Annotated in this window: 16 protein-coding genes; 9 read left to right on the top strand and 7 right to left on the bottom strand. The window is 63.5% G+C overall.

Annotation, left to right across the window (positions count from 1 at the left end; all coding sequences use genetic code 11):
* Positions 1 to 51: 51 nt before the first annotated feature.
* The 4 genes from SA190iCDA_RS06945 to SA190iCDA_RS06960 all read right to left on the bottom strand — a co-directional run bounded on the left by SA190iCDA_RS06945 (position 52) and on the right by SA190iCDA_RS06960 (position 5,607).
* A complete protein-coding gene (locus SA190iCDA_RS06945) occupies positions 52 to 531 on the bottom strand; it encodes an Lrp/AsnC family transcriptional regulator (protein ID WP_070884276.1) in 480 nt (159 codons plus the stop codon).
* 360 nt (positions 532 to 891) lie between these two features.
* The gene (gene dld, locus SA190iCDA_RS06950; RefSeq protein ID WP_070884275.1) at positions 892 to 2,598 is read right to left on the bottom strand and encodes a D-lactate dehydrogenase; all 1,707 of its coding nucleotides are present in this window, start codon (positions 2,596 to 2,598) and stop codon (positions 892 to 894) included.
* Position 2,599: 1 nt separating this feature from the next.
* Positions 2,600 to 3,739 (bottom strand): FMN-dependent L-lactate dehydrogenase LldD, encoded by a 1,140-nt coding sequence (gene lldD, locus SA190iCDA_RS06955; RefSeq protein ID WP_070884274.1) that lies wholly within the window; start codon positions 3,737 to 3,739, stop codon positions 2,600 to 2,602.
* Positions 3,740 to 3,921: 182 nt separating this feature from the next.
* Positions 3,922 to 5,607 (bottom strand): lactate permease LctP family transporter, encoded by a 1,686-nt coding sequence (locus SA190iCDA_RS06960; RefSeq protein ID WP_070884273.1) that lies wholly within the window; start codon positions 5,605 to 5,607, stop codon positions 3,922 to 3,924.
* A 296-nt stretch (positions 5,608 to 5,903) separates the two neighbouring features.
* On the opposite strand from SA190iCDA_RS06960, the gene SA190iCDA_RS06965 reads away from it, so the two are divergent.
* Positions 5,904 to 6,671: a GntR family transcriptional regulator gene (locus tag SA190iCDA_RS06965; RefSeq protein WP_070884272.1), complete on the top strand. Its 768-nt coding sequence runs from the start codon at positions 5,904 to 5,906 to the stop codon at positions 6,669 to 6,671.
* Between the two features lie 74 nt (positions 6,672 to 6,745).
* On the opposite strand, the gene smpB is transcribed toward SA190iCDA_RS06965, so the two are convergent.
* Positions 6,746 to 7,228 carry an SsrA-binding protein SmpB gene (smpB, locus tag SA190iCDA_RS06970; RefSeq protein WP_013792693.1) on the bottom strand — a complete coding sequence of 161 codons (483 nt, stop codon included), beginning with the start codon at positions 7,226 to 7,228 and terminating at the stop codon, positions 6,746 to 6,748.
* A 200-nt stretch (positions 7,229 to 7,428) separates the two neighbouring features.
* Here smpB and SA190iCDA_RS06975 point away from each other — a divergent pair, with 200 nt between their 5' ends.
* Together SA190iCDA_RS06975 and SA190iCDA_RS06980 are read left to right on the top strand one after the other, a co-directional pair.
* Positions 7,429 to 7,866: a type II toxin-antitoxin system RatA family toxin gene (locus SA190iCDA_RS06975; protein WP_070884271.1), complete on the top strand. Its 438-nt coding sequence runs from the start codon at positions 7,429 to 7,431 to the stop codon at positions 7,864 to 7,866.
* Complete coding sequence (locus SA190iCDA_RS06980) at positions 7,856 to 8,185, top strand: RnfH family protein (protein WP_070884270.1); 330 nt, start codon at positions 7,856 to 7,858, stop codon at positions 8,183 to 8,185. Before SA190iCDA_RS06975 ends, SA190iCDA_RS06980 begins: the two co-directional genes overlap by 11 nt.
* A 62-nt stretch (positions 8,186 to 8,247) precedes the next feature.
* On the opposite strand, the gene SA190iCDA_RS06985 is transcribed toward SA190iCDA_RS06980, so the two are convergent.
* On the bottom strand, positions 8,248 to 8,757 hold the full coding sequence (locus SA190iCDA_RS06985; RefSeq protein WP_070884269.1) for an outer membrane protein assembly factor BamE: 510 nt from the start codon (positions 8,755 to 8,757) through the stop codon (positions 8,248 to 8,250).
* A 96-nt stretch (positions 8,758 to 8,853) separates the two neighbouring features.
* Between SA190iCDA_RS06985 and fur the strand changes: the two genes are divergently transcribed.
* Positions 8,854 to 9,261 (top strand): ferric iron uptake transcriptional regulator, encoded by a 408-nt coding sequence (fur, locus tag SA190iCDA_RS06990; RefSeq protein ID WP_013792689.1) that lies wholly within the window; start codon positions 8,854 to 8,856, stop codon positions 9,259 to 9,261.
* Positions 9,262 to 9,344: 83 nt separating this feature from the next.
* Here the strand turns inward: fur and recN are convergent, their stop codons facing one another.
* Entirely contained in the window at positions 9,345 to 11,018 is a 1,674-nt protein-coding gene (gene recN / locus SA190iCDA_RS06995) for a DNA repair protein RecN (protein ID WP_070884268.1), read from the bottom strand.
* Between the two features lie 176 nt (positions 11,019 to 11,194).
* Between recN and grpE the strand changes: the two genes are divergently transcribed.
* The 5 genes from grpE to carA all read left to right on the top strand — a co-directional run bounded on the left by grpE (position 11,195) and on the right by carA (position 17,280).
* On the top strand, positions 11,195 to 11,761 hold the full coding sequence (gene grpE, locus SA190iCDA_RS07000) for a nucleotide exchange factor GrpE (protein ID WP_070884267.1): 567 nt from the start codon (positions 11,195 to 11,197) through the stop codon (positions 11,759 to 11,761).
* A 99-nt stretch (positions 11,762 to 11,860) separates the two neighbouring features.
* Positions 11,861 to 13,786 carry a molecular chaperone DnaK gene (dnaK, locus tag SA190iCDA_RS07005; protein WP_070884266.1) on the top strand — a complete coding sequence of 642 codons (1,926 nt, stop codon included), beginning with the start codon at positions 11,861 to 11,863 and terminating at the stop codon, positions 13,784 to 13,786.
* A gap of 123 nt (positions 13,787 to 13,909) precedes the next feature.
* Positions 13,910 to 15,037 (top strand): molecular chaperone DnaJ, encoded by a 1,128-nt coding sequence (dnaJ, locus tag SA190iCDA_RS07010; RefSeq protein ID WP_070884265.1) that lies wholly within the window; start codon positions 13,910 to 13,912, stop codon positions 15,035 to 15,037.
* 68 nt (positions 15,038 to 15,105) lie between these two features.
* Positions 15,106 to 15,906 (top strand): 4-hydroxy-tetrahydrodipicolinate reductase, encoded by an 801-nt coding sequence (dapB, locus tag SA190iCDA_RS07015; RefSeq protein WP_070884264.1) that lies wholly within the window; start codon positions 15,106 to 15,108, stop codon positions 15,904 to 15,906.
* Positions 15,907 to 16,143: 237 nt separating this feature from the next.
* Positions 16,144 to 17,280 (top strand): glutamine-hydrolyzing carbamoyl-phosphate synthase small subunit, encoded by a 1,137-nt coding sequence (carA, locus tag SA190iCDA_RS07020; RefSeq protein ID WP_070884263.1) that lies wholly within the window; start codon positions 16,144 to 16,146, stop codon positions 17,278 to 17,280.
* Positions 17,281 to 17,296: the final 16 nt, after the last annotated feature.

Genomic DNA, 17,296 nt, shown 5'->3' on the forward strand with positions numbered 1-17,296 from the left:
TATTACCTGTTTGCTGGCCCGTATGCGTAGCGGGCCAATGGTCGTATGGTCTCAGCCACGCAGGTGCTGCAGGGGAAGTTGGGTGCTGGAAAGAATCTGCTGCAGCACGAAGCTGGAGCGCACGCTGGACACGCCATCGATACGGGTCAGGGTGCCGAGCAGCAGCTTCTGGTAATGATCCATGTCGGGCACCACCACCTTGAGCTGGTAGTCGGCGTCCATCCCGGTGACCAGGCAGCACTCCAGTACTTCCGGGCATTTGCGGATCTCTGCCTGAAAATGCTCGAAGCGCTCGGGGGTGTGCCGGTCCATGCCGATCAGCACGTAGGCGGTCAGGGTCAGCCCCAGCTGGCGGCGATCGAGCAGCGCGACCTGGCCGGTGATATAGCCGTCGTCCTCCAGTTGCTTGACGCGGCGCGAACAGGGCGAGGGCGACAGGCCGATACGCTCGGCCAGTTCCTGATTGGACAGCGTCGCATCGCGCTGCAGTTCGGCGAGAATGTTCAGGTCATAGCGATCAAGTTTGTTCATGATTGATTGGTTTCGTTGTTTGATTGCTGTGAATTTTACTTTGTTAATAAATAATTGCGTAATTGAGGTGCTGTTTAGCAATCTTAGCAATCTTTTGTCGCGGCCGTGGGCGTAATCTTTACCTCAGTTTCACGGCCCGGACGACAGGTCCACCCGGCTCGCCCAATCAGGAGAGCTGGCGCCGCCGACCCTACCGGGTCGTCGCGGCACCCGGGTTCGCACTGCCCAACCAGGCGGGCGAGGAAAGCGGCGACAGAATTGCCAGCACAGGACATTTACGAAAGGGGAGGCCGAGAGGTCTCCCCTTTCTTCTTGTGCGCGGAATAATTGCGCTGCGGTCGCGGTAACACGGCCGATAGCTCAGTGCCCGCCGCAGCACTCTTGCCAATGCTTGTTCTTCGACGTCTGGCCGATGCCCGGGTTGAAGCTGTTGGTCGGGTCCAGCTTGCGGTAGAAGCCCGCCAGCGCCGGTTTGGCGACATACAGATGGCCCACGTTGTGCTCGGCCGGGTATTCGGCGCGACGCTCGTCGAGCAGCCTCCACATGGCGTGTTCCATGGCGATCGGGTCGACGCCCTTCTTGATGATGTAGTCCTGGTGGAACACGTGGCAGAAGAAGTGCCCGTAGTAGAGCTTGTGGATGATCTGCTCTTCCATTTCCGCCGGCAGGCTTTCCACCCAGTCGCGGTCGTTGCGGCGCAGGGCGATATCCAGGGCGAGAATGTCCTCGACGCTGCCGGGGTGCGCCTCGCGGTAGCGAATTGCCGCGCCGGCGATGGCGAAGCGGTGCAGGAAGGCCTTGCGACCTTCCTCGGCATCGCACTCGAAAAAGGCGCCCGTGCTATCGGCGGCAAAATAATCGTTCAGAAAGCGCCGGGTTTCTTCCAGGCTGTCGTTGGCCACGCGGATCATCAGGTGATGCTCGAAGCGTTCACGGTAGTCACGCATGCGCGGCGGCAGGTGGCTGGGCAAGAGGTTCATCGCCAGCTGGATGAGGCGGTCGCTGACGCCGCGCAGGCCGAAACGCTCGAAGAAGCCGTCGACCCGGCTTTTCAGGGCGAAGGCGGCCGGCACCCTGGCGGTGCCGAAGCGGTCGATCAGCAGAAAGGTATCCTTGCCGTACTTCTCACCGATGTCGAACGCGGTGCGATGGATGTACTCGCCGGCAATCGGCAGGCTCGGCAGCCGGTTGAGCAGGTGGCGGCGTACCTCGGTCAGGTCGTCCGCGGCATTGGTGCCGATATAGAAGACCGTGCTCGGCTCCTTGGGGAAGGTATCCAGGCGCACGGCGAACAGGCACAGCTTGCCGGCCGAGCCGGAGGCTTCGAACAGCCGTGACGGGTCGGCATTGAAACGTGCCGGGGTGTCGGCATCGACGTCGCGCACATGCTCGCCGTAGCGCTGGTCCGAGGCCCTGCCGGCCGCCTCGTTGCTGACCTGGTGCGGGCTGTAGTCGCCACGCTGCAGACGGGTGAGGATCTCCTCGGGGCTGTTGCCCAGGTCGATACCCAGGTGGTTGACCAGCTCCAGAGAGCCGTCTTCCCTTACCTGTGCATAGAGCGCCAGTTCGGTGTAGGCCGGCCCGCGGCGCACCAGCGAACCGCCCGAGTTGTTGCACACGCCGCCCAGTACAGAGGCGCCGATGCACGACGAGCCAATCACCGAATGGGGCTCGCGGCCCAGGGGCGCCAGGGCCTGCTCCAGGCGATCGAGGGTGGCGCCGGGCAGACAGACCACCTGCTCGCCTTCGTTGATCAGCTGCACATCGGTGATGCGCAGGGTGTTGATCAGTACGATCTCGCGGTCGTAGCCGTTGCCATCCGGTGTCGAGCCGCCAGTCAGGCCGGTGTTGGCCGCCTGCATGATGACGATGCGGTCGGCGGCCACAGCGGCTTCCAGCACGCGCCACTGCTCCAGCAAGGTGCCGGGGCGTACCACGGCCAACACCTCGCCTTCGCCGGTGCGGTGGCCCTTGCGAAAGCGCCGGGTGCGTTGCCCGTCGGTGAGCACATGGTCATGGCCGACGGCGTCGCGCAGTTGTTTTAGCAGGGTCTCGCGGCTGATCATCTCAGGGCTCCCGAACCAGTGAATCGGCGCCGATCTCGGCGATCGACTTGGCACCGGTCAGCACCATGGCCACGCGCATCTCCTTGTCGATCAGGCTCAGCAGGTTGCTTACCCCGGCGCCACCCGCGGCGGCCAGGGCGTAGACGAAGGCGCGGCCGAGCATCACCGTATCGGCGCCCAGGGCGATCATGCGCACCACGTCGAGGCCGCTGCGGACGCCGGAGTCGGCGAGGATCTTCAGGTCGCCTTTCACCGCGTCGGCGATGGCCGGCAGGGCGCGGGCGCTGGACAGCACGCCGTCGAGCTGGCGGCCGCCGTGGTTGGAGACCACGATGCCGTCGGCACCGAAGGCGACCGCATCGCGTGCGTCCTCGGGATCGAGGATGCCCTTGATGACCATCGGCCCGTCCCAGTATTCGCGGATCCATTCCAGGTCCCGCCAGGAAATCGACGGGTCGAAATTGGCGCCAAGCCAGCCGATATAGTCGGCCAGCCCGGTCGGGTTGCCGCGATAGGTGGAGATGTTGCCCAGGTCATGGGGCTTGCCCATCAGGCCCACGTCCCAGGCCCAGGCCGGATGGGTAAAGGCCTGCAGTATGCGGCGCATGGCGGCGTTCGGCCCGCTCATGCCGGAGTGGGCGTCGCGGTAGCGGGCGCCGGGGGTTGGCATGTCCACGGTGAATACCAGGGTGGTCACGCCCGCGGCCTTGGCTCGCTCCAGGGCGTTCCTCATGAAGCCGCGGTCTTTCAGTACATAGAGCTGGAACCACATCGGCCGGCTGATGGCGGGTGCCACTTCCTCGATAGGACAGACCGACACGGTCGACAGCGTGAAGGGGATGCCCTTGTCCGCCGCCGCCTTGGCCGCCTGCACTTCACCGCGGCGCGCGTACATGCCGGTCAGGCCGACCGGCGCCAGGGCCACCGGCATCGACAGGGTCTCGCCGAACAGGGTGGTTTCCAGGCTCAGCTCGGACATGTTCTTCAGCACCCGCTGGCGCAGGGCGATGCCTGCCAGGTCCTCGACGTTGCGCTTGAGGGTGTACTCGGCATAGGCGCCGCCATCGATGTAGTGGAACAGAAACGGCGGCAAGCGGCGCTGGGCGGCGGCGCGGTAATCGGTGGAGGCAGAAATGATCATGGGCTCTATTCCCTGTCTGGGCTGACGCTTCACGGCGGCAGCGACAAAGCCCGGACACTGTCGCGGGCTTTGGGTGTGTAGCACGCCCTGGGTCAGGGCGCTGGGTTCGCAGCTGATATGCAGCGTTCAATGTCTCTGGCTAACTTGCGAGCCGGCAGGCCGACGCGCAGCTGCTCGCATAATTAATGCACCAGCATGCCGGTCAGCCAGTAGGCCTGCGCCAGGGTGATCAGGCCCACGAAGGTGGCGAAGATCAGGCTGTGCTTGAGGGTGAAGCGGAACAGGTCGGACTCCTTGCCGACCATGCCGGTCGCTGCGCAGGCCACGGCGATCGATTGCGGCGAGATCATCTTGCCGGTCACGCCGCCGCTGGTGTTGGCCGCCACCAGCAGGGTGTCGTTGACGCCGATCTGGTGCGCCGTGGTGGCTTGCAACGAGCCGAACAGTGCATTGGACGAGGTGTCCGAGCCGGTCAGGAATACCCCCAGCCAACCCAGGAATGGCGAGAAGAACGGGAAGGCGGCGCCGGTGCCGGCCAGTACCAGGGCCAGGGTGGTCGACATGCCCGAGTAGTTGGTGACGAAGGCGAACGCCAGCACCATGCCGATGGACAGGATGGGCCAGCGCAGCTCGTAGAAGGTTTCCTTTAAAGTGGTCAGACCATTTCTGAAATTGATCTTCAGCACCAGCATCGACAGCACGGCCGAGAAAAAGATCGCCGTGCCGGTCGCCGAGATCGGATCGAGCTTGAACACCGCAGCGATCGGCGTCGGGTTGGCGACGATGGGGGCCACCTTGACCACCAGCTGATCCAGATGCGGGATCGGCAGCATGAACACCAGGTGATCCAGGGCGCCGCCCGGGGCGAACAGCGCCTTGAAGGGTTTCAGCGTCCACAGGGTGACCATGGCAGTGAGAATCAGGAAGGGCGACCAGGCCTTGAGGATCTGCGCGAAGCTGTAGGGCGACGGCGTGGTACTGCGCACGCCACCGAAACCGCCGGCCACGGCCGCGCCACCGGCGGTGCCGGCGATCTGGCTGGCGGCGGCGCGTTTGGGCTGCCACACCTTGAGGAACAGGGTCAGGCACACCAGGCTGACCAGCGCCGAGGTGATGTCCGGCAGCTCCGGGCCGATGTAGTTGGAGGTGTAGTACTGGGTGATGGCGAAGCTCACCCCGGCCACCAGCGCCGCTGGCCAGGTTTCCCGGATGCCTTTCCAGCCGTCCATCATCGCCACCAGCCAGAACGGCACGATGATCGACAGGATGGGCAGCTGACGGCCGGTCATGGCGCCGATCTTGAAGGCGTCGATGCCGGTGACCTGACCAGCGACGATGATCGGGATGCCCAGGGCGCCGAAGGCCACCGGGGCGGTGTTGGCGATCAGGCACAGGCCGGCGGCGTACAGCGGATTGAAACCCAGGCCGACGAGCAGGGCGGCGGTGATCGCCACTGGCGCGCCGAAGCCTGCCGCGCCTTCCAGGAAGGCGCCGAACGAGAAGCCGATCAGCAGCACCTGCAGGCGCTGGTCATCGGTGATCGACAGCACCGAGCTGCGGATGACCTCGAACTGGCCGCTCTTGACGGTCAGTTTGTACAGAAACACCGCCGCCACGATGATCCAGGCGATTGGCCAGAGGCCATAGGCGAAGCCGTAGCCGGCGGCGGCCAGGGCCATGTCCACCGGCATGCCGAAGGCGGCGATGGCGATGATGATCGACAGCGCCAGGGTGATACCGCCCGCTACGTGGCCCTTGAGGCGGAATACGGCCAGGGCGAGAAAGAAAAAGACGATGGGGATTACGGCCGCCAGCGCGGACAGGCCAAGGCTGCCGAGCGGGGTGTACAGCTGTTGCCATGTTTGCATGGGAAGGCTCGCTGATTGTTGTTGGTATGGCCTGGTCGCAGAGCTGCTTGATGATTCACCGCATACAGGGCAGTTCACGAACGGGCTGTTTTTATTGGTCAGACCAATTTACAAGTGGCGAGCGCCAGAATAAATTCTTTTGGCCGGGTGCGTCAATTTGCACCGTTGCGACTTTGGTCGGAATGCGCGCTGAAGAGGGCTGCGCTTGTGGCGTCAGGTGCCACTGGGTAGGCTGCACGGATTTCGGTAGCCAGGCGATCCGGCGCCGTTTTCGGGGTGTGTAGAGTGGTGAAGCAATGAACTTTGGTCCGCTGCGGCAGAGGCGGTTGTCAGACGATATCGTCGCGCGCCTCGAGGCCATGATTCTCGAGGGCACGCTCAAGGCTGGCGAGCGCCTGCCGGCCGAGCGGGTGCTTGCCGAGCAGTTCGGCGTGTCGCGTCCGTCGCTGCGTGAGGCCATTCAGAAGCTGGCGGCCAAGGGCCTGCTGAGCAGCCGCCAGGGCGGCGGCACCTATGTGTGCGAGAACCTGGGCTCGACCTTCAGTGATCCGCTGATGCACCTGCTGGAAAGCAATGCCGACGCCCAGCGCGACCTGCTCGAGTTCCGGCATACCCTGGAAGGATCCTGCGCCTATTACGCGGCGCTGCGCGCCACCGATGTGGATCGCCAGCGCCTGAGCGAGGCTTTCGAACGGCTGCAGGATTGCTACGGCCGTGCCGGCGAGGTGACGCGGGCGGAGGAGGGGGCGGCGGATGCCAGTTTCCACCTGGCCATCGCCGAGGCCAGTCACAACGCCGTGCTGTTGCACACCATTCGCGGCCTGTTCGATCTGCTCAAGCGCAATGTGGTCACCAATATCGGTGGCATGTATGCCTTGCGCGGCGAGACCCGTGGCATGCTCAACGCCCAGCATCGCGCCTTGTACGAGGCGATCATGCAGGGGCGCGCCGAGGAAGCGCGAGCGCTGTCCAACCAGCACATCGATTATGTGCAGGAAGTGCTGGCGGACGTGGTTCGGCAGGAAGCCCGCGAGCAGCGCGCGCAAAGGCGCCAGGGGCTGTAGTCGGTCGGGGGCGCCCGGAGCGGCGAGATGGGAGTAGGTAGGACGTACTGCGGTTCGCCATCGAACCGCAGCTATTACTCGTCCTTGCCCTTGCTGCGCATGGCGCGCTGCACTTCGCGATCGGCGTCGCGCTCTTTCTCGGTATGGCGCTTGTCGAAATCCTTCTTGCCCTTGGCCAGGGCTATCTCGCACTTCACCAGATGCTGTTTCCAGTACAGCGACAGCGCCACGCAGGTGTGGCCCTTCTGCTGTACGGCGCCGAACAGCTTTTCCAGCTCGCGACGATTGAGCAGCAGCTTGCGCGTGCGCGTCGGGTCGGCGATGACGTGGGTGCTGGCGGTCTTCAGCGGCGTGATGTGGCAGCCCATCAGCCAAGCTTCATCGTCCTTGAGCAGGACGTAGCTGTCGACCAGCTGGGCCTTGCCGGCACGCAGGCTCTTCACTTCCCAGCCGGCCAGCGCCAGGCCGGCCTCGAAGCGGGACTCCACGAAATAGTCGTGCATCGCCTTCTTGTTCTGGGCGATGCTGCCTTGCGGATGTTTCTTTTGTTTAGCCATAGGCGGCGCATTATAGGGAGTCCGGTGACTGCGCGCCATGCATGCCTGCTAAAAGCGCTGCGGCAGCGGTGCGCTTGAGCCCTCGGGGCGAATCCCCGACAATATCGGGATACTCGCTCCGGGTTGATGTCTGTCGTAAGAGGCATAAGCCCGCGATATCGCGCTGCTGCGATGTCGCCAACCGTGGAAATTCAATCGTTATGAGTACTCACATCCAGCGCTCGGCCTTGCTCCCGTATCCGGCCCAGGCTCTCTATGACCTGGTCAACGATGTCGAGCGCTATCCCGAGTTCCTGCCCTGGTGTGCCTCGAGCGCGGTCATCGAGGCCAGCGATACGCATATGGTCGCCAGCCTCGAAGTGGCCAAGGCCGGGCTGAGCCAGCGGTTCACCACGCGCAATGTGCTGGTGCCGGGGCAGTCGATCGAGCTGAATCTGGAAGACGGCCCGTTCGAGCACCTGCACGGCCAGTGGACGTTCAAGGCGCTGGGCGACAAGGCCTGCAAGATCAGCCTCGATCTGACCTTCGATTACGCCGGCCCCATCATGCGTGCGACTCTCGGCCCGCTGTTCAATCAGGCCGCCAATACCATGGTCGATGCCTTCTGCCAGCGGGCCAAGGAACTCCATGGTCAGTGATCGGCTGTCGGTGGAGGTGGTCTTCGCCGCACCTGACCGGCAGATGCTGATCACCCTGCAATTGCCTGCGAACAGCACGGTACGCCAGGCGGCCCTGCAGTCCGGGCTGCAGGCGCATTTCCCGGAGCTGAATCTGGCCGAGGCGCCACTTGGTCTGTTCGGCAAGGTGGTGGCGTCGCCCGATACGCAACCGCTCGAAGAGGGTGATCGCGTGGAGATCTACCGGCCATTGCTGGCCGACCCCAAGGAGGTGCGCAAGCGCCGCGCGGTCCAGGCGGCGGAACGGGCGAAGCAGCAGGGGAGCGTCGACCGGCGTTAGTTTGCGTTTTTACAGGCTGCAATGAAAAAGCCCCGGCATTGCCGGGGCTTTTCGTTGGGTGCTTACTGAGGCGAGGTTTCCAGGGGTTCCGGGGTCGGTACCGGTACGGTTTCGACGTTGTCGACGTCGCGCTGGATCTGCTCGAGCAGCGAGCCCGGTGCAGCCGGCTCATCCTGCTGCTGGTTTGGTGCCTGCTCCGGAGAACCGTCGCGGCCGAGGATCTGGTCGTCACGGCTGGTGCCGGGCATGAAGTCGCCGGACAGGCCTACCAGTTGATCATTGCCATCGAAATTGAGCGTCACGCGCTCTTGCTGGCGCTGGCTGCCACCGGCCTGCATGCTGTACAGGTAGTCCCAGCGATTGGCGTGGAAAGTGTCCGTTATCAGCGGGTTGCCCATGATAAACCGTACTTGGCGCCGGGTCATTCCAGGGCGCAACTGGTCTATCATATCCTGCGTGACGACATTGCCCTGTTGGATGTCGATTTTATAAACCCCGGGGAATGAGCAGCCGGCGAGTGCGATGAGCCCCATGAAGGTGAGGCTGGTCAGCAGGAGTCTGGTTTTTTGCATCGGTGGGCGTCTTCCACTATCTTGGCTGGGCAACGTAAACCCCGATCATACCCGCAATAAGGGAAGCTGCGAAGCGCTTCCGCGAGAAAGCAGACCATGGTTGAAAATAGCGAACTGCGCAAAGCTGGCCTGAAAGTAACCCTGCCACGGGTCAAAATCCTGCAGATGCTCGACTCTGCCGAGCAGCGTCACATGAGTGCAGAGGATGTCTACAAGTCGCTGATGGATGCGGGCGAGGATGTCGGTCTGGCAACCGTTTACCGCGTTCTGACCCAGTTCGAGGCGGCTGGCCTGGTGGTGCGCCACAACTTCGATGGCGGCCACGCCGTGTTCGAACTGGCCGACGGCGGTCATCACGACCATATGGTGTGCGTGGATACCGGTGATGTAATCGAATTCTTCGATGCCGAGATCGAGAAGCGCCAGAAGGAAATCGTCCGCGAGCACGGTTTCGAGCTGGTGGATCACAATCTGGTGCTCTATGTGCGCCGTACCGCCAAGTAAGTGCGTCGGTTGACGAACAAAGGCGACTCAGGTCGCCTTTTTCATGCCTGGGGAAAATGATTCGCCCCAGGTGTCCGCGGTGATCAGCCCTGCGCGTTGCTGACCAGTTTGCGGGCGTGGGCCAGGGATTCATCGGTGAGGTCGATGCCGCCCAGCATGCGCGCGACCTCCTCGATGCGCTGGGTCTCGTCCAGCTTGCTGACCGCGGTACGGGTGGCGTTGCTGCCCCGTACCTTGTGCACGAACAGGTGCTGGTGGCCTTGCGCGGCGACCTGGGGCAGGTGGGTCACGGTCAGCACCTGGCCGCGCTCGCCCAGGCGGCGCAGCAATTGCCCCACCACCTCGGCGGTGGGGCCACCGATGCCCACATCCACTTCGTCGAACACCAGGGTCGGGACGCGTGAGGTCTGTGCGGTGATGACCTGAATGGCCAGGCTGATGCGCGACAATTCGCCGCCCGAGGCGACCTTGGCCAGTGCCTTGATCGGTTGCCCGGGGTTGGCGCTGACCAGAAACTCGACCTGCTCCAGGCCGTTGGCATTCGGCTCGCTGCCTTCGATGGGTTGCAGCTGGATGCTGAAGCGCCCACCCGGCATGCCCAGGGTCTGCATTTCCTTTTCCACGGCCTTGCCCAGTTTACTGGCAGCCTTCTGCCGCTTGGCGCTGAGCTCGGCGGCCTTTTCCTGATAGTGGCGGCCGTAGGCGGCGAGCTCTTCGCCCAGGCGCTCGGCAGCCTGGTCATCGGCATTCAGGCCTTCCAGTTCATCGAACAGCTGCTGCTGCATCGCAGGCAGTTCGCTGGGGTGAATGCGGTGCTTGCGCGCCAGGGTGTAGATGGTGTCCAGGCGTTCTTCGAGTTGCTGCTGGCGCTCGGGGTCGGCGTCGAAGTGGTCGAGAAAACGGTTGAGTTCGCCCACCGCTTCTTCAACCTGGATCTGCGCGCTGGCCAGCAGGTTGGTGGCTTCGTTCAGTGCCCCCGGTTGGCCCTGCAGGCCGCTCAGGCGATTGAGGCTGGCGGTGAGTACCGACAGCACGTTGCCGGCGTCGCTCTCACTGCATTGGTCGATGACCTGGCGGCAGGCGCTGAGCAGGCTTTCGGCGTTGGTCAGGGCCTTGTGGTCCTGTTCCAGCTGCTCCAGTTCGTTGTCGCCCAGGCCGAGGTTCTCCAGTTCTTCGAGCTGATAGCTGAGCAATTGGTGCCGCGCGCGCTGCTCGTCGCCCTGGGAGGTCACGCGCTCGAGCTCGCTGCGGGTCTGCTTCCAGCGTTGCGCAGCCAGCTGCACCTGACGGGCCAGCTCCTGAACGCCGGCGTATTCGTCGAGCAGGCGGCGATGGGTATCGGTCTTGAGCAGCGACTGGTGTTCGTGCTGGCTATGGATGTCGATCAGCAGTTCGCCCAGCGCCTTCAAGTCGCCCAGTGGGCAGGGCGTGCCATTGATGTAGCCGCGCGAGCGGCCTTCGGCGGTGATCACCCGGCGCAGGATGCACGGGCCATCGTTGTTCAGGTCGCGCTCGGCGAGCCAGGCGTGGGCTTCGGGAATGTCGCCCAGATCGAAGCTGGCGAGGATGTCGGCCTTGTCGGCGCCGGGGCGCACCACGCCGCTGTCGGCGCGATCACCCAGGGTCAGACCGAGGGCGTCGAGCATGATCGATTTACCGGCGCCCGTTTCGCCGCTGATGACGCTCATGCCTCGATCCAGTTCCAGATCCAGGTGTTCGACGATGGCGTAATTATGAACGGACAGGTGCACCAGCATGGCGAGGCCTCTCAGGGTTAGTCTGGTTATTTATACAGTGGTTTGCCTCGAGGTGGCAATACGCTCGCGAGTGGGTATCGGAAAGTGAGGTCAGCCCTTGAAACCCTACAAATCGTCCTTATATAGCCGGCAGACGCGCGAGTTGAGGCTCGTCGAATCATTTAGAGGAGAAATGCATGGCTGACGAACAGAACCTGGATCCGCAGACTTCCGAAGCGCAAGCGAACGACGCGGCGCCAAGCGAAGACCTGGCTGCTCGCGTGCAAGCGCTGGAAGAGCAACTGGCGGCTGCGCAGGATCAGTCGCTGCGCATGGCTGCCGATCTGCAGAACGTGCGCCGTCGCGCCGAGCAGGATGTCGAGAAGGCGCACAAGTTCGCCCTCGAGAAATTTGCCAATGACCTGCTGCCGGTGGTCGACAGTCTGGAGCGTGGGCTCGAGCTGTCGAGTGCCGATGACGATTCGATCAAGGCGGTACGCGAGGGCATGGAGCTGACGCTCAAGCTGCTGCTCGACACCCTCAAGCGTCACCAGCTGGAAGCCATCGATCCCCATGGTGCGCCGTTCAACCCGGAGCATCACCAGGCGATGGCCATGCAGGAGAGCACCAACGTGGAGCCCAATAGCGTGCTCAAGGTGTTCCAGAAGGGCTACCTGCTCAACGGTCGCCTGCTGCGCCCGGCCATGGTCGTGGTCAGCAAGGCGCCGGCCGAAACGCCGCCGTCGATCGACGAGCAGGCTTGAAATCGGCGGGCTCAGCCCCATTTAGTAAGTCAAGCGTATTAGTGCTACCGCAGCGGTCACGACAACGCTGCGGATATATCAAAGTTTCGGGAGAGTGAAATGGGCAAAATCATCGGTATCGACCTGGGGACCACCAACTCCTGCGTCTCCATTCTTGAAAACGGTAACGTCAAGGTCATCGAGAACGCCGAAGGCGCACGTACCACGCCGTCCATCGTCGCCTATGCCAACGACGGCGAGATCCTGGTCGGTCAGTCGGCCAAGCGTCAGGCGGTCACCAACCCGCACAACACCCTGTTCGCGGTTAAGCGTCTGATCGGTCGTCGCTTCGAAGAAGACGTGGTGCAGAAAGACATCAAGCTGGTGCCTTACAAGATCGTCAAGGCCAGCAACGGTGACGCCTGGGTGCAGGCCAGCGGCAAGGACATGGCGCCGCCGCAGATCAGCGCCGAAGTACTGAAGAAGATGAAGAAGACCGCCGAGGACTACCTGGGCGAGCCGGTCACCGAAGCGGTGATCACCGTTCCGGCCTACTTCAACGACAGCCAGCGTCAGGCCACCAAGGACGCCGGCCGCATCGCCGGTCTGGACGTCAAGCGCATCATCAACGAGCCGACCGCTGCCGCCCTTGCCTACGGTATGGACAAGGCCAAGGGTGACCACACCGTCATCGTCTATGACCTGGGCGGCGGTACCTTCGACGTGTCGGTGATCGAAATCGCCGAAGTCGACGGTGAGCACCAGTTCGAAGTACTGGCCACCAACGGCGACACCTTCCTGGGTGGTGAAGACTTCGACATGCGCCTGATCGACTACCTCGTCGACGAGTTCAAGAAAGAGTCGGGCATGGACCTGAAGAACGATCCGCTGGCTCTGCAGCGCCTGAAGGAAGCTGCCGAAAAAGCCAAGATCGAGCTGTCGTCCTCGCAGTCGACCGACGTCAACCTGCCGTATATCACTGCAGATGCCACCGGTCCGAAGCACCTGAACGTGAAGATTTCCCGCGCCAAGCTGGAGTCGCTGGTCGAGGATCTGGTCAGCCGTACCATCGAACCTTGCCGCATCGCGCTGAAGGACGCCGGTATCGACGTCAGCAAGATCGACGACGTGATCCTGGTCGGCGGTCAGACCCGTATGCCGCTGGTGCAGAAAGCCGTTTCCGACTTCTTCGGCAAGGACGCACGCAAGGACGTCAACCCGGACGAAGCCGTGGCCATGGGCGCTGCCATTCAGGGTGCGGTACTGGCCGGTGACGTCAAGGACGTACTGCTGCTCGACGTGTCCCCGCTGACCCTGGGTATCGAAACCATGGGTGGCGTGATGACGCCGCTGATCGAGAAGAACACCACCATCCCGACCAAGAAGTCGCAGGTGTTCTCGACTGCCGACGACAACCAGAGCGCGGTGACCATCCACGTGCTGCAGGGTGAGCGCAAGCAGGCCGCGCAGAACAAGTCCCTGGGCAAGTTCGACCTGGCCGAGATTCCGCCGGCTCCGCGTGGTGTGCCGCAGATCGAGGTAACCTTCGACATCGACGCCAACGGCATTCTGCACGTCGGCGCGAAGGACAAGGCCACCGGCAAGCAGCAGTCCATCGTGATCAAGGCCAACTCCGGTCTGTCCGATGAAGAGATCGAGCGCATGGTGCGTGACGCCGAGGCCAACGCCGAGGAAGACCGCAAGTTCGAAGAGCTGGCTGGTGCACGCAACCAGGGCGACCAACTGGTGCATGCGACTCGCAAGATGCTCACCGAAGCCGGCGACAAGGCCACTGCCGAAGAGAAAGCGGCCATCGAAACGGCGCTGGGTGAGCTGGAAGTTGCCGTGAAGGGCGACGACAAGGCGGCCATCGAAGCGAAGATGAACGCGCTGTCCGAAGCCACCACTCCGCTGGCGCAGAAGATGTACGCCGAACAGCCGCAGCCAGGCGCTGCCGGCGCCGGTGCGGCGGATGCTGGCGATACCAAGGGCTCTGCCGACGATGTCGTCGACGCCGAGTTCGAGGAAGTCAAGGACAACAAGTAAGCCCCGGCTTGCCTGTGTTTACGCCCTGCCGCATCGCGGTGTGACAGGGCGATCCGCCGCGCGGGGGCTTGCTCCCGCGTTGGCGTGTCTGGACGGTACGAATTTTGAGAGTGTTAGAAACCCATGTCTAAACGTGACTACTACGAAGTGCTCGGGGTCGAGCGCGGTGCCAGCGAGGCGGAGCTGAAAAAGGCTTACCGTCGCCTGGCGATGAAGCATCACCCCGATCGCAATCCCGGCGACAAGGCGGCCGAAGAAGCCTTCAAGGAAGCCAACGAGGCTTACGAAGTGCTGTCCGACGCCGGCAAGCGCAGCGCCTACGATCAGTACGGTCATGCAGGCGTCGACCCACAGATGGGCGGCGGTGGCGGTTTTGGTGGTGGCAGCGCGAATTTCTCCGACATCTTCGGCGATGTGTTCAGCGATTTCTTTGGCGGCCAGCGTGGCGGTCAGCGCGGCGGTGCGCAGCGCGGTAGCGACCTGCGTTACACCCTGGAGCTGGATCTCGAAGAGGCGGTGCGCGGCACCACGGTGACCATTCGCGTGCCGACCCTGGTCAACTGCAAGACCTGCGACGGCTCGGGCGCCAAGAAGGGCACCAGCCCGGTGACCTGTACCACCTGTGGCGGTATCGGCCAGGTGCGCATGCAGCAGGGCTTCTTCTCGGTGCAGCAGACCTGCCCGCGCTGCCACGGCAGCGGCAAGATGATCACCGATCCCTGTGGCTCCTGCCACGGCCATGGCCGGGTCGAAGAGCACAAGACCCTGTCGGTCAAGGTGCCGGCGGGTGTCGATACCGGCGACCGCATCCGCCTGTCCGGTGAGGGCGAGGCGGGCACCCTGGGCGGCCCGGCAGGTGATCTGTACGTGGTGGTCAACGTGCGCGAGCACGCGATCTTCCAGCGTGACGGCAAGCACCTGTACTGCGAAGTGCCGATCAGCTTTGCCGATGCGGCCCTGGGCGGCGAGCTGGAAGTGCCGACCCTCGATGGTCGGGTCAAGCTGAAGATTCCGGAAGGCACCCAGACTGGCAAACTGTTCCGTCTGCGTGGCAAGGGCGTTGCCCCGGTGCGCGGCGGCGGTGCGGGTGATCTGATGTGCAAGGTGGCGGTGGAAACCCCGGTCAACCTGGATCGTCGCCAGCGCGAGCTGCTCGAAGAGTTCCGCCAGTCCCTGGTGGGCAACAGCTCCAACTCGCCCAAGGCCAATGGCTGGTTCGAAGGCGTGAAGCGCTTCTTCGGCGACCTTTAATGCGGTAATGCACGGCGAGCAGCGGGCAATCGCCGGCTGCTCGCCGTTTGCACTTTGGAGTTATGCATATGCGTATTGCAGTCACGGGCGCCGCCGGGCGCATGGGCAAAAACCTGATCGAAGCCGTTCACCAGGCCGATGGCGTGGTGCTCGGCGCCGCCGTGGCGCGTTCAACCAGCACGCTGCTCGGCGCCGATGCCGGTGAGTTGGCGGCTGTTGGCAAGCTGGGCGTGGCGTTGTCCGGTAGCCTGGAGAGCGTGCTCGACGGGTTCGACGTGCTGATCGACTTCACCCATCCCTCGGTGACCCTCGAGAACCTGGAAATCTGCCGCCGCGCCGGCAAGGCCATGGTGATCGGCACTACCGGCTTCAGCGCCGCGGAAAAGCAGCTGCTGGTCGAGGCCGGCAGGGAGATTCCCATCGTCTTCGCCGCCAACTTCAGCGTGGGCGTGAACCTCTGCCTGAAGCTGCTCGACACTGCCGCCCGGGTGCTGGGCGACGATGTGGATATCGAAGTGCTCGAGGCCCATCACCGCCACAAGGTCGATGCGCCATCGGGAACCGCCCTGCGCATGGGCGAGGTGGTGGCCAATGCGCTGGGGCGTGACCTGGAAAAGGTCGCGGTCTACGGGCGCGAAGGGCAGACCGGCGCCCGTCAACGTGAAACCATCGGTTTCGCCACGGTGCGTGCCGGCGACGTGGTGGGTGATCACACCGTGTTGTTCGCCGCCGACGGTGAGCGGGTGGAAATCACCCACAAGGCGTCCAGCCGCATGACCTTCGCCAAGGGTGCGGTGCGTGCCGCGTCCTGGCTGCAGGGGCGCTCGCCGCAGCTTTACGACATGCAGGACGTGCTGGGCCTGAAATGACTTGATCCGAGGGCGGCAATGGCGCCCTCCGTCATCATGGCGGGTGGCCGTGGATCGGATTTCAGGTTTTTGCCGCTTAACGCCTTTCGAAAAAAGCGGTTTTCCTGTAAGCTTTTCGCTTTAGTGTGTCCACTAAAAGTTGCGCAGAATGAATCAATCAAAAAAGCGGGATGACCTTCACACGTCATCCCGCTTTTTTACAATCTGCGTTTGCTCCACGATCTACGGGAGGTCTTCTTGAGTAAGCCAGCCATACTCGCCCTTGCTGACGGCAGCATTTTTCGCGGCGAGGCCATCGGGGCCGACGGCCAAACTGTCGGGGAGGTGGTGTTCAACACCGCCATGACCGGCTATCAGGAAATTCTTACCGATCCGTCTTATGCCCAGCAGATCGTTACCCTGACCTATCCACATATCGGCAATACCGGCACCACGCCGGAGGATGCCGAGTCGGATCGCGTGTGGGCCGCCGGCCTGATCATTCGTGATCTGCCACTGAGCGCCAGTAACTGGCGTAACAAGCAGTCGCTGCCCGATTACCTCAAGGCAAACGGCACCGTCGCCATCGCCGGTATCGACACCCGTCGCCTGACCCGCATCCTGCGCGAAAAAGGCTCGCAGAACGGCTGCATCCTGGTCGGCGCCGATGCCACCGAGGAAAAGGCCCTCGAACTGGCGCGTGGCTTCCCGGGCCTGAAAGGCATGGATCTGGCCAAGGAAGTCAGCTGCACCGAGCGCTACGAATGGCGCTCCAGCGTGTGGAACCTGAAAGACGACAGCCATCCCGAGATCGCTGCCAGCGAACTGCCTTACCACGTGGTCGCCTATGACTACGGCGTCAAGCTGAACATCCTGCGCATGCTGGTCGAGCGCGGCTGCCGCCTCACCGTGGTGCCGGCGCAGACCCCGGCCAGTGAGGTACTGGCGCTCAACCCGGACGGCGTGTTCCTGTCCAACGGCCCTGGTGACCCCGAACCGTGCGACTACGCCATCCAGGCGATCAAGGACGTGTTGGAAACCGACACGCCGGTATTCGGCATCTGCCTCGGTCACCAGCTGCTGGCCCTGGCCTCCGGCGCCAAGACCCTGAAAATGGGGCACGGCCACCACGGTGCCAACCACCCGGTACAGGACCTCGACACCGGCGTGGTGATGATCACCAGCCAGAACCACGGCTTCGCCGTGGACGAGAGCAGCCTGCCGGGCAACCTGCGGCCGATCCACAAGTCGCTGTTCGACGGCACCCTGCAGGGCATCGAGCGGACCGACAAGGACGCCTTCAGCTTCCAGGGCCACCCCGAAGCCAGCCCGGGCCCCAACGATGTCGCCCCGCTGTTCGACCGCTTCATCGAAGCCATGGCCAAGCGCCGCTAAGCCCGCTGAGCAGAGA

The organism is Pseudomonas argentinensis, from assembly GCF_001839655.2.
Taxonomy (GTDB): domain Bacteria; phylum Pseudomonadota; class Gammaproteobacteria; order Pseudomonadales; family Pseudomonadaceae; genus Aquipseudomonas; species Aquipseudomonas argentinensis_B.

What these genes read in the sequence shown, in the direction of transcription:
- SA190iCDA_RS06945 (WP_070884276.1), bottom strand. Translation starts at nt 531, where the DNA reads ATGAACAAACTTGATCGCTATGACCTGAACATTCTCGCCGAACTGCAG.
- dld (WP_070884275.1), bottom strand. Translation starts at nt 2,598, where the DNA reads ATGATCAGCCGCGAGACCCTGCTAAAACAACTGCGCGACGCCGTCGGC.
- lldD (WP_070884274.1), bottom strand. Translation starts at nt 3,739, where the DNA reads ATGATCATTTCTGCCTCCACCGATTACCGCGCCGCCGCCCAGCGCCGC.
- SA190iCDA_RS06960 (WP_070884273.1), bottom strand. Translation starts at nt 5,607, where the DNA reads ATGCAAACATGGCAACAGCTGTACACCCCGCTCGGCAGCCTTGGCCTG.
- SA190iCDA_RS06965 (WP_070884272.1), top strand. Translation starts at nt 5,904, where the DNA reads ATGAACTTTGGTCCGCTGCGGCAGAGGCGGTTGTCAGACGATATCGTC.
- smpB (WP_013792693.1), bottom strand. Translation starts at nt 7,228, where the DNA reads ATGGCTAAACAAAAGAAACATCCGCAAGGCAGCATCGCCCAGAACAAG.
- SA190iCDA_RS06975 (WP_070884271.1), top strand. Translation starts at nt 7,429, where the DNA reads ATGAGTACTCACATCCAGCGCTCGGCCTTGCTCCCGTATCCGGCCCAG.
- SA190iCDA_RS06980 (WP_070884270.1), top strand. Translation starts at nt 7,856, where the DNA reads ATGGTCAGTGATCGGCTGTCGGTGGAGGTGGTCTTCGCCGCACCTGAC.
- SA190iCDA_RS06985 (WP_070884269.1), bottom strand. Translation starts at nt 8,757, where the DNA reads ATGCAAAAAACCAGACTCCTGCTGACCAGCCTCACCTTCATGGGGCTC.
- fur (WP_013792689.1), top strand. Translation starts at nt 8,854, where the DNA reads ATGGTTGAAAATAGCGAACTGCGCAAAGCTGGCCTGAAAGTAACCCTG.
- recN (WP_070884268.1), bottom strand. Translation starts at nt 11,018, where the DNA reads ATGCTGGTGCACCTGTCCGTTCATAATTACGCCATCGTCGAACACCTG.
- grpE (WP_070884267.1), top strand. Translation starts at nt 11,195, where the DNA reads ATGGCTGACGAACAGAACCTGGATCCGCAGACTTCCGAAGCGCAAGCG.
- dnaK (WP_070884266.1), top strand. Translation starts at nt 11,861, where the DNA reads ATGGGCAAAATCATCGGTATCGACCTGGGGACCACCAACTCCTGCGTC.
- dnaJ (WP_070884265.1), top strand. Translation starts at nt 13,910, where the DNA reads ATGTCTAAACGTGACTACTACGAAGTGCTCGGGGTCGAGCGCGGTGCC.
- dapB (WP_070884264.1), top strand. Translation starts at nt 15,106, where the DNA reads ATGCGTATTGCAGTCACGGGCGCCGCCGGGCGCATGGGCAAAAACCTG.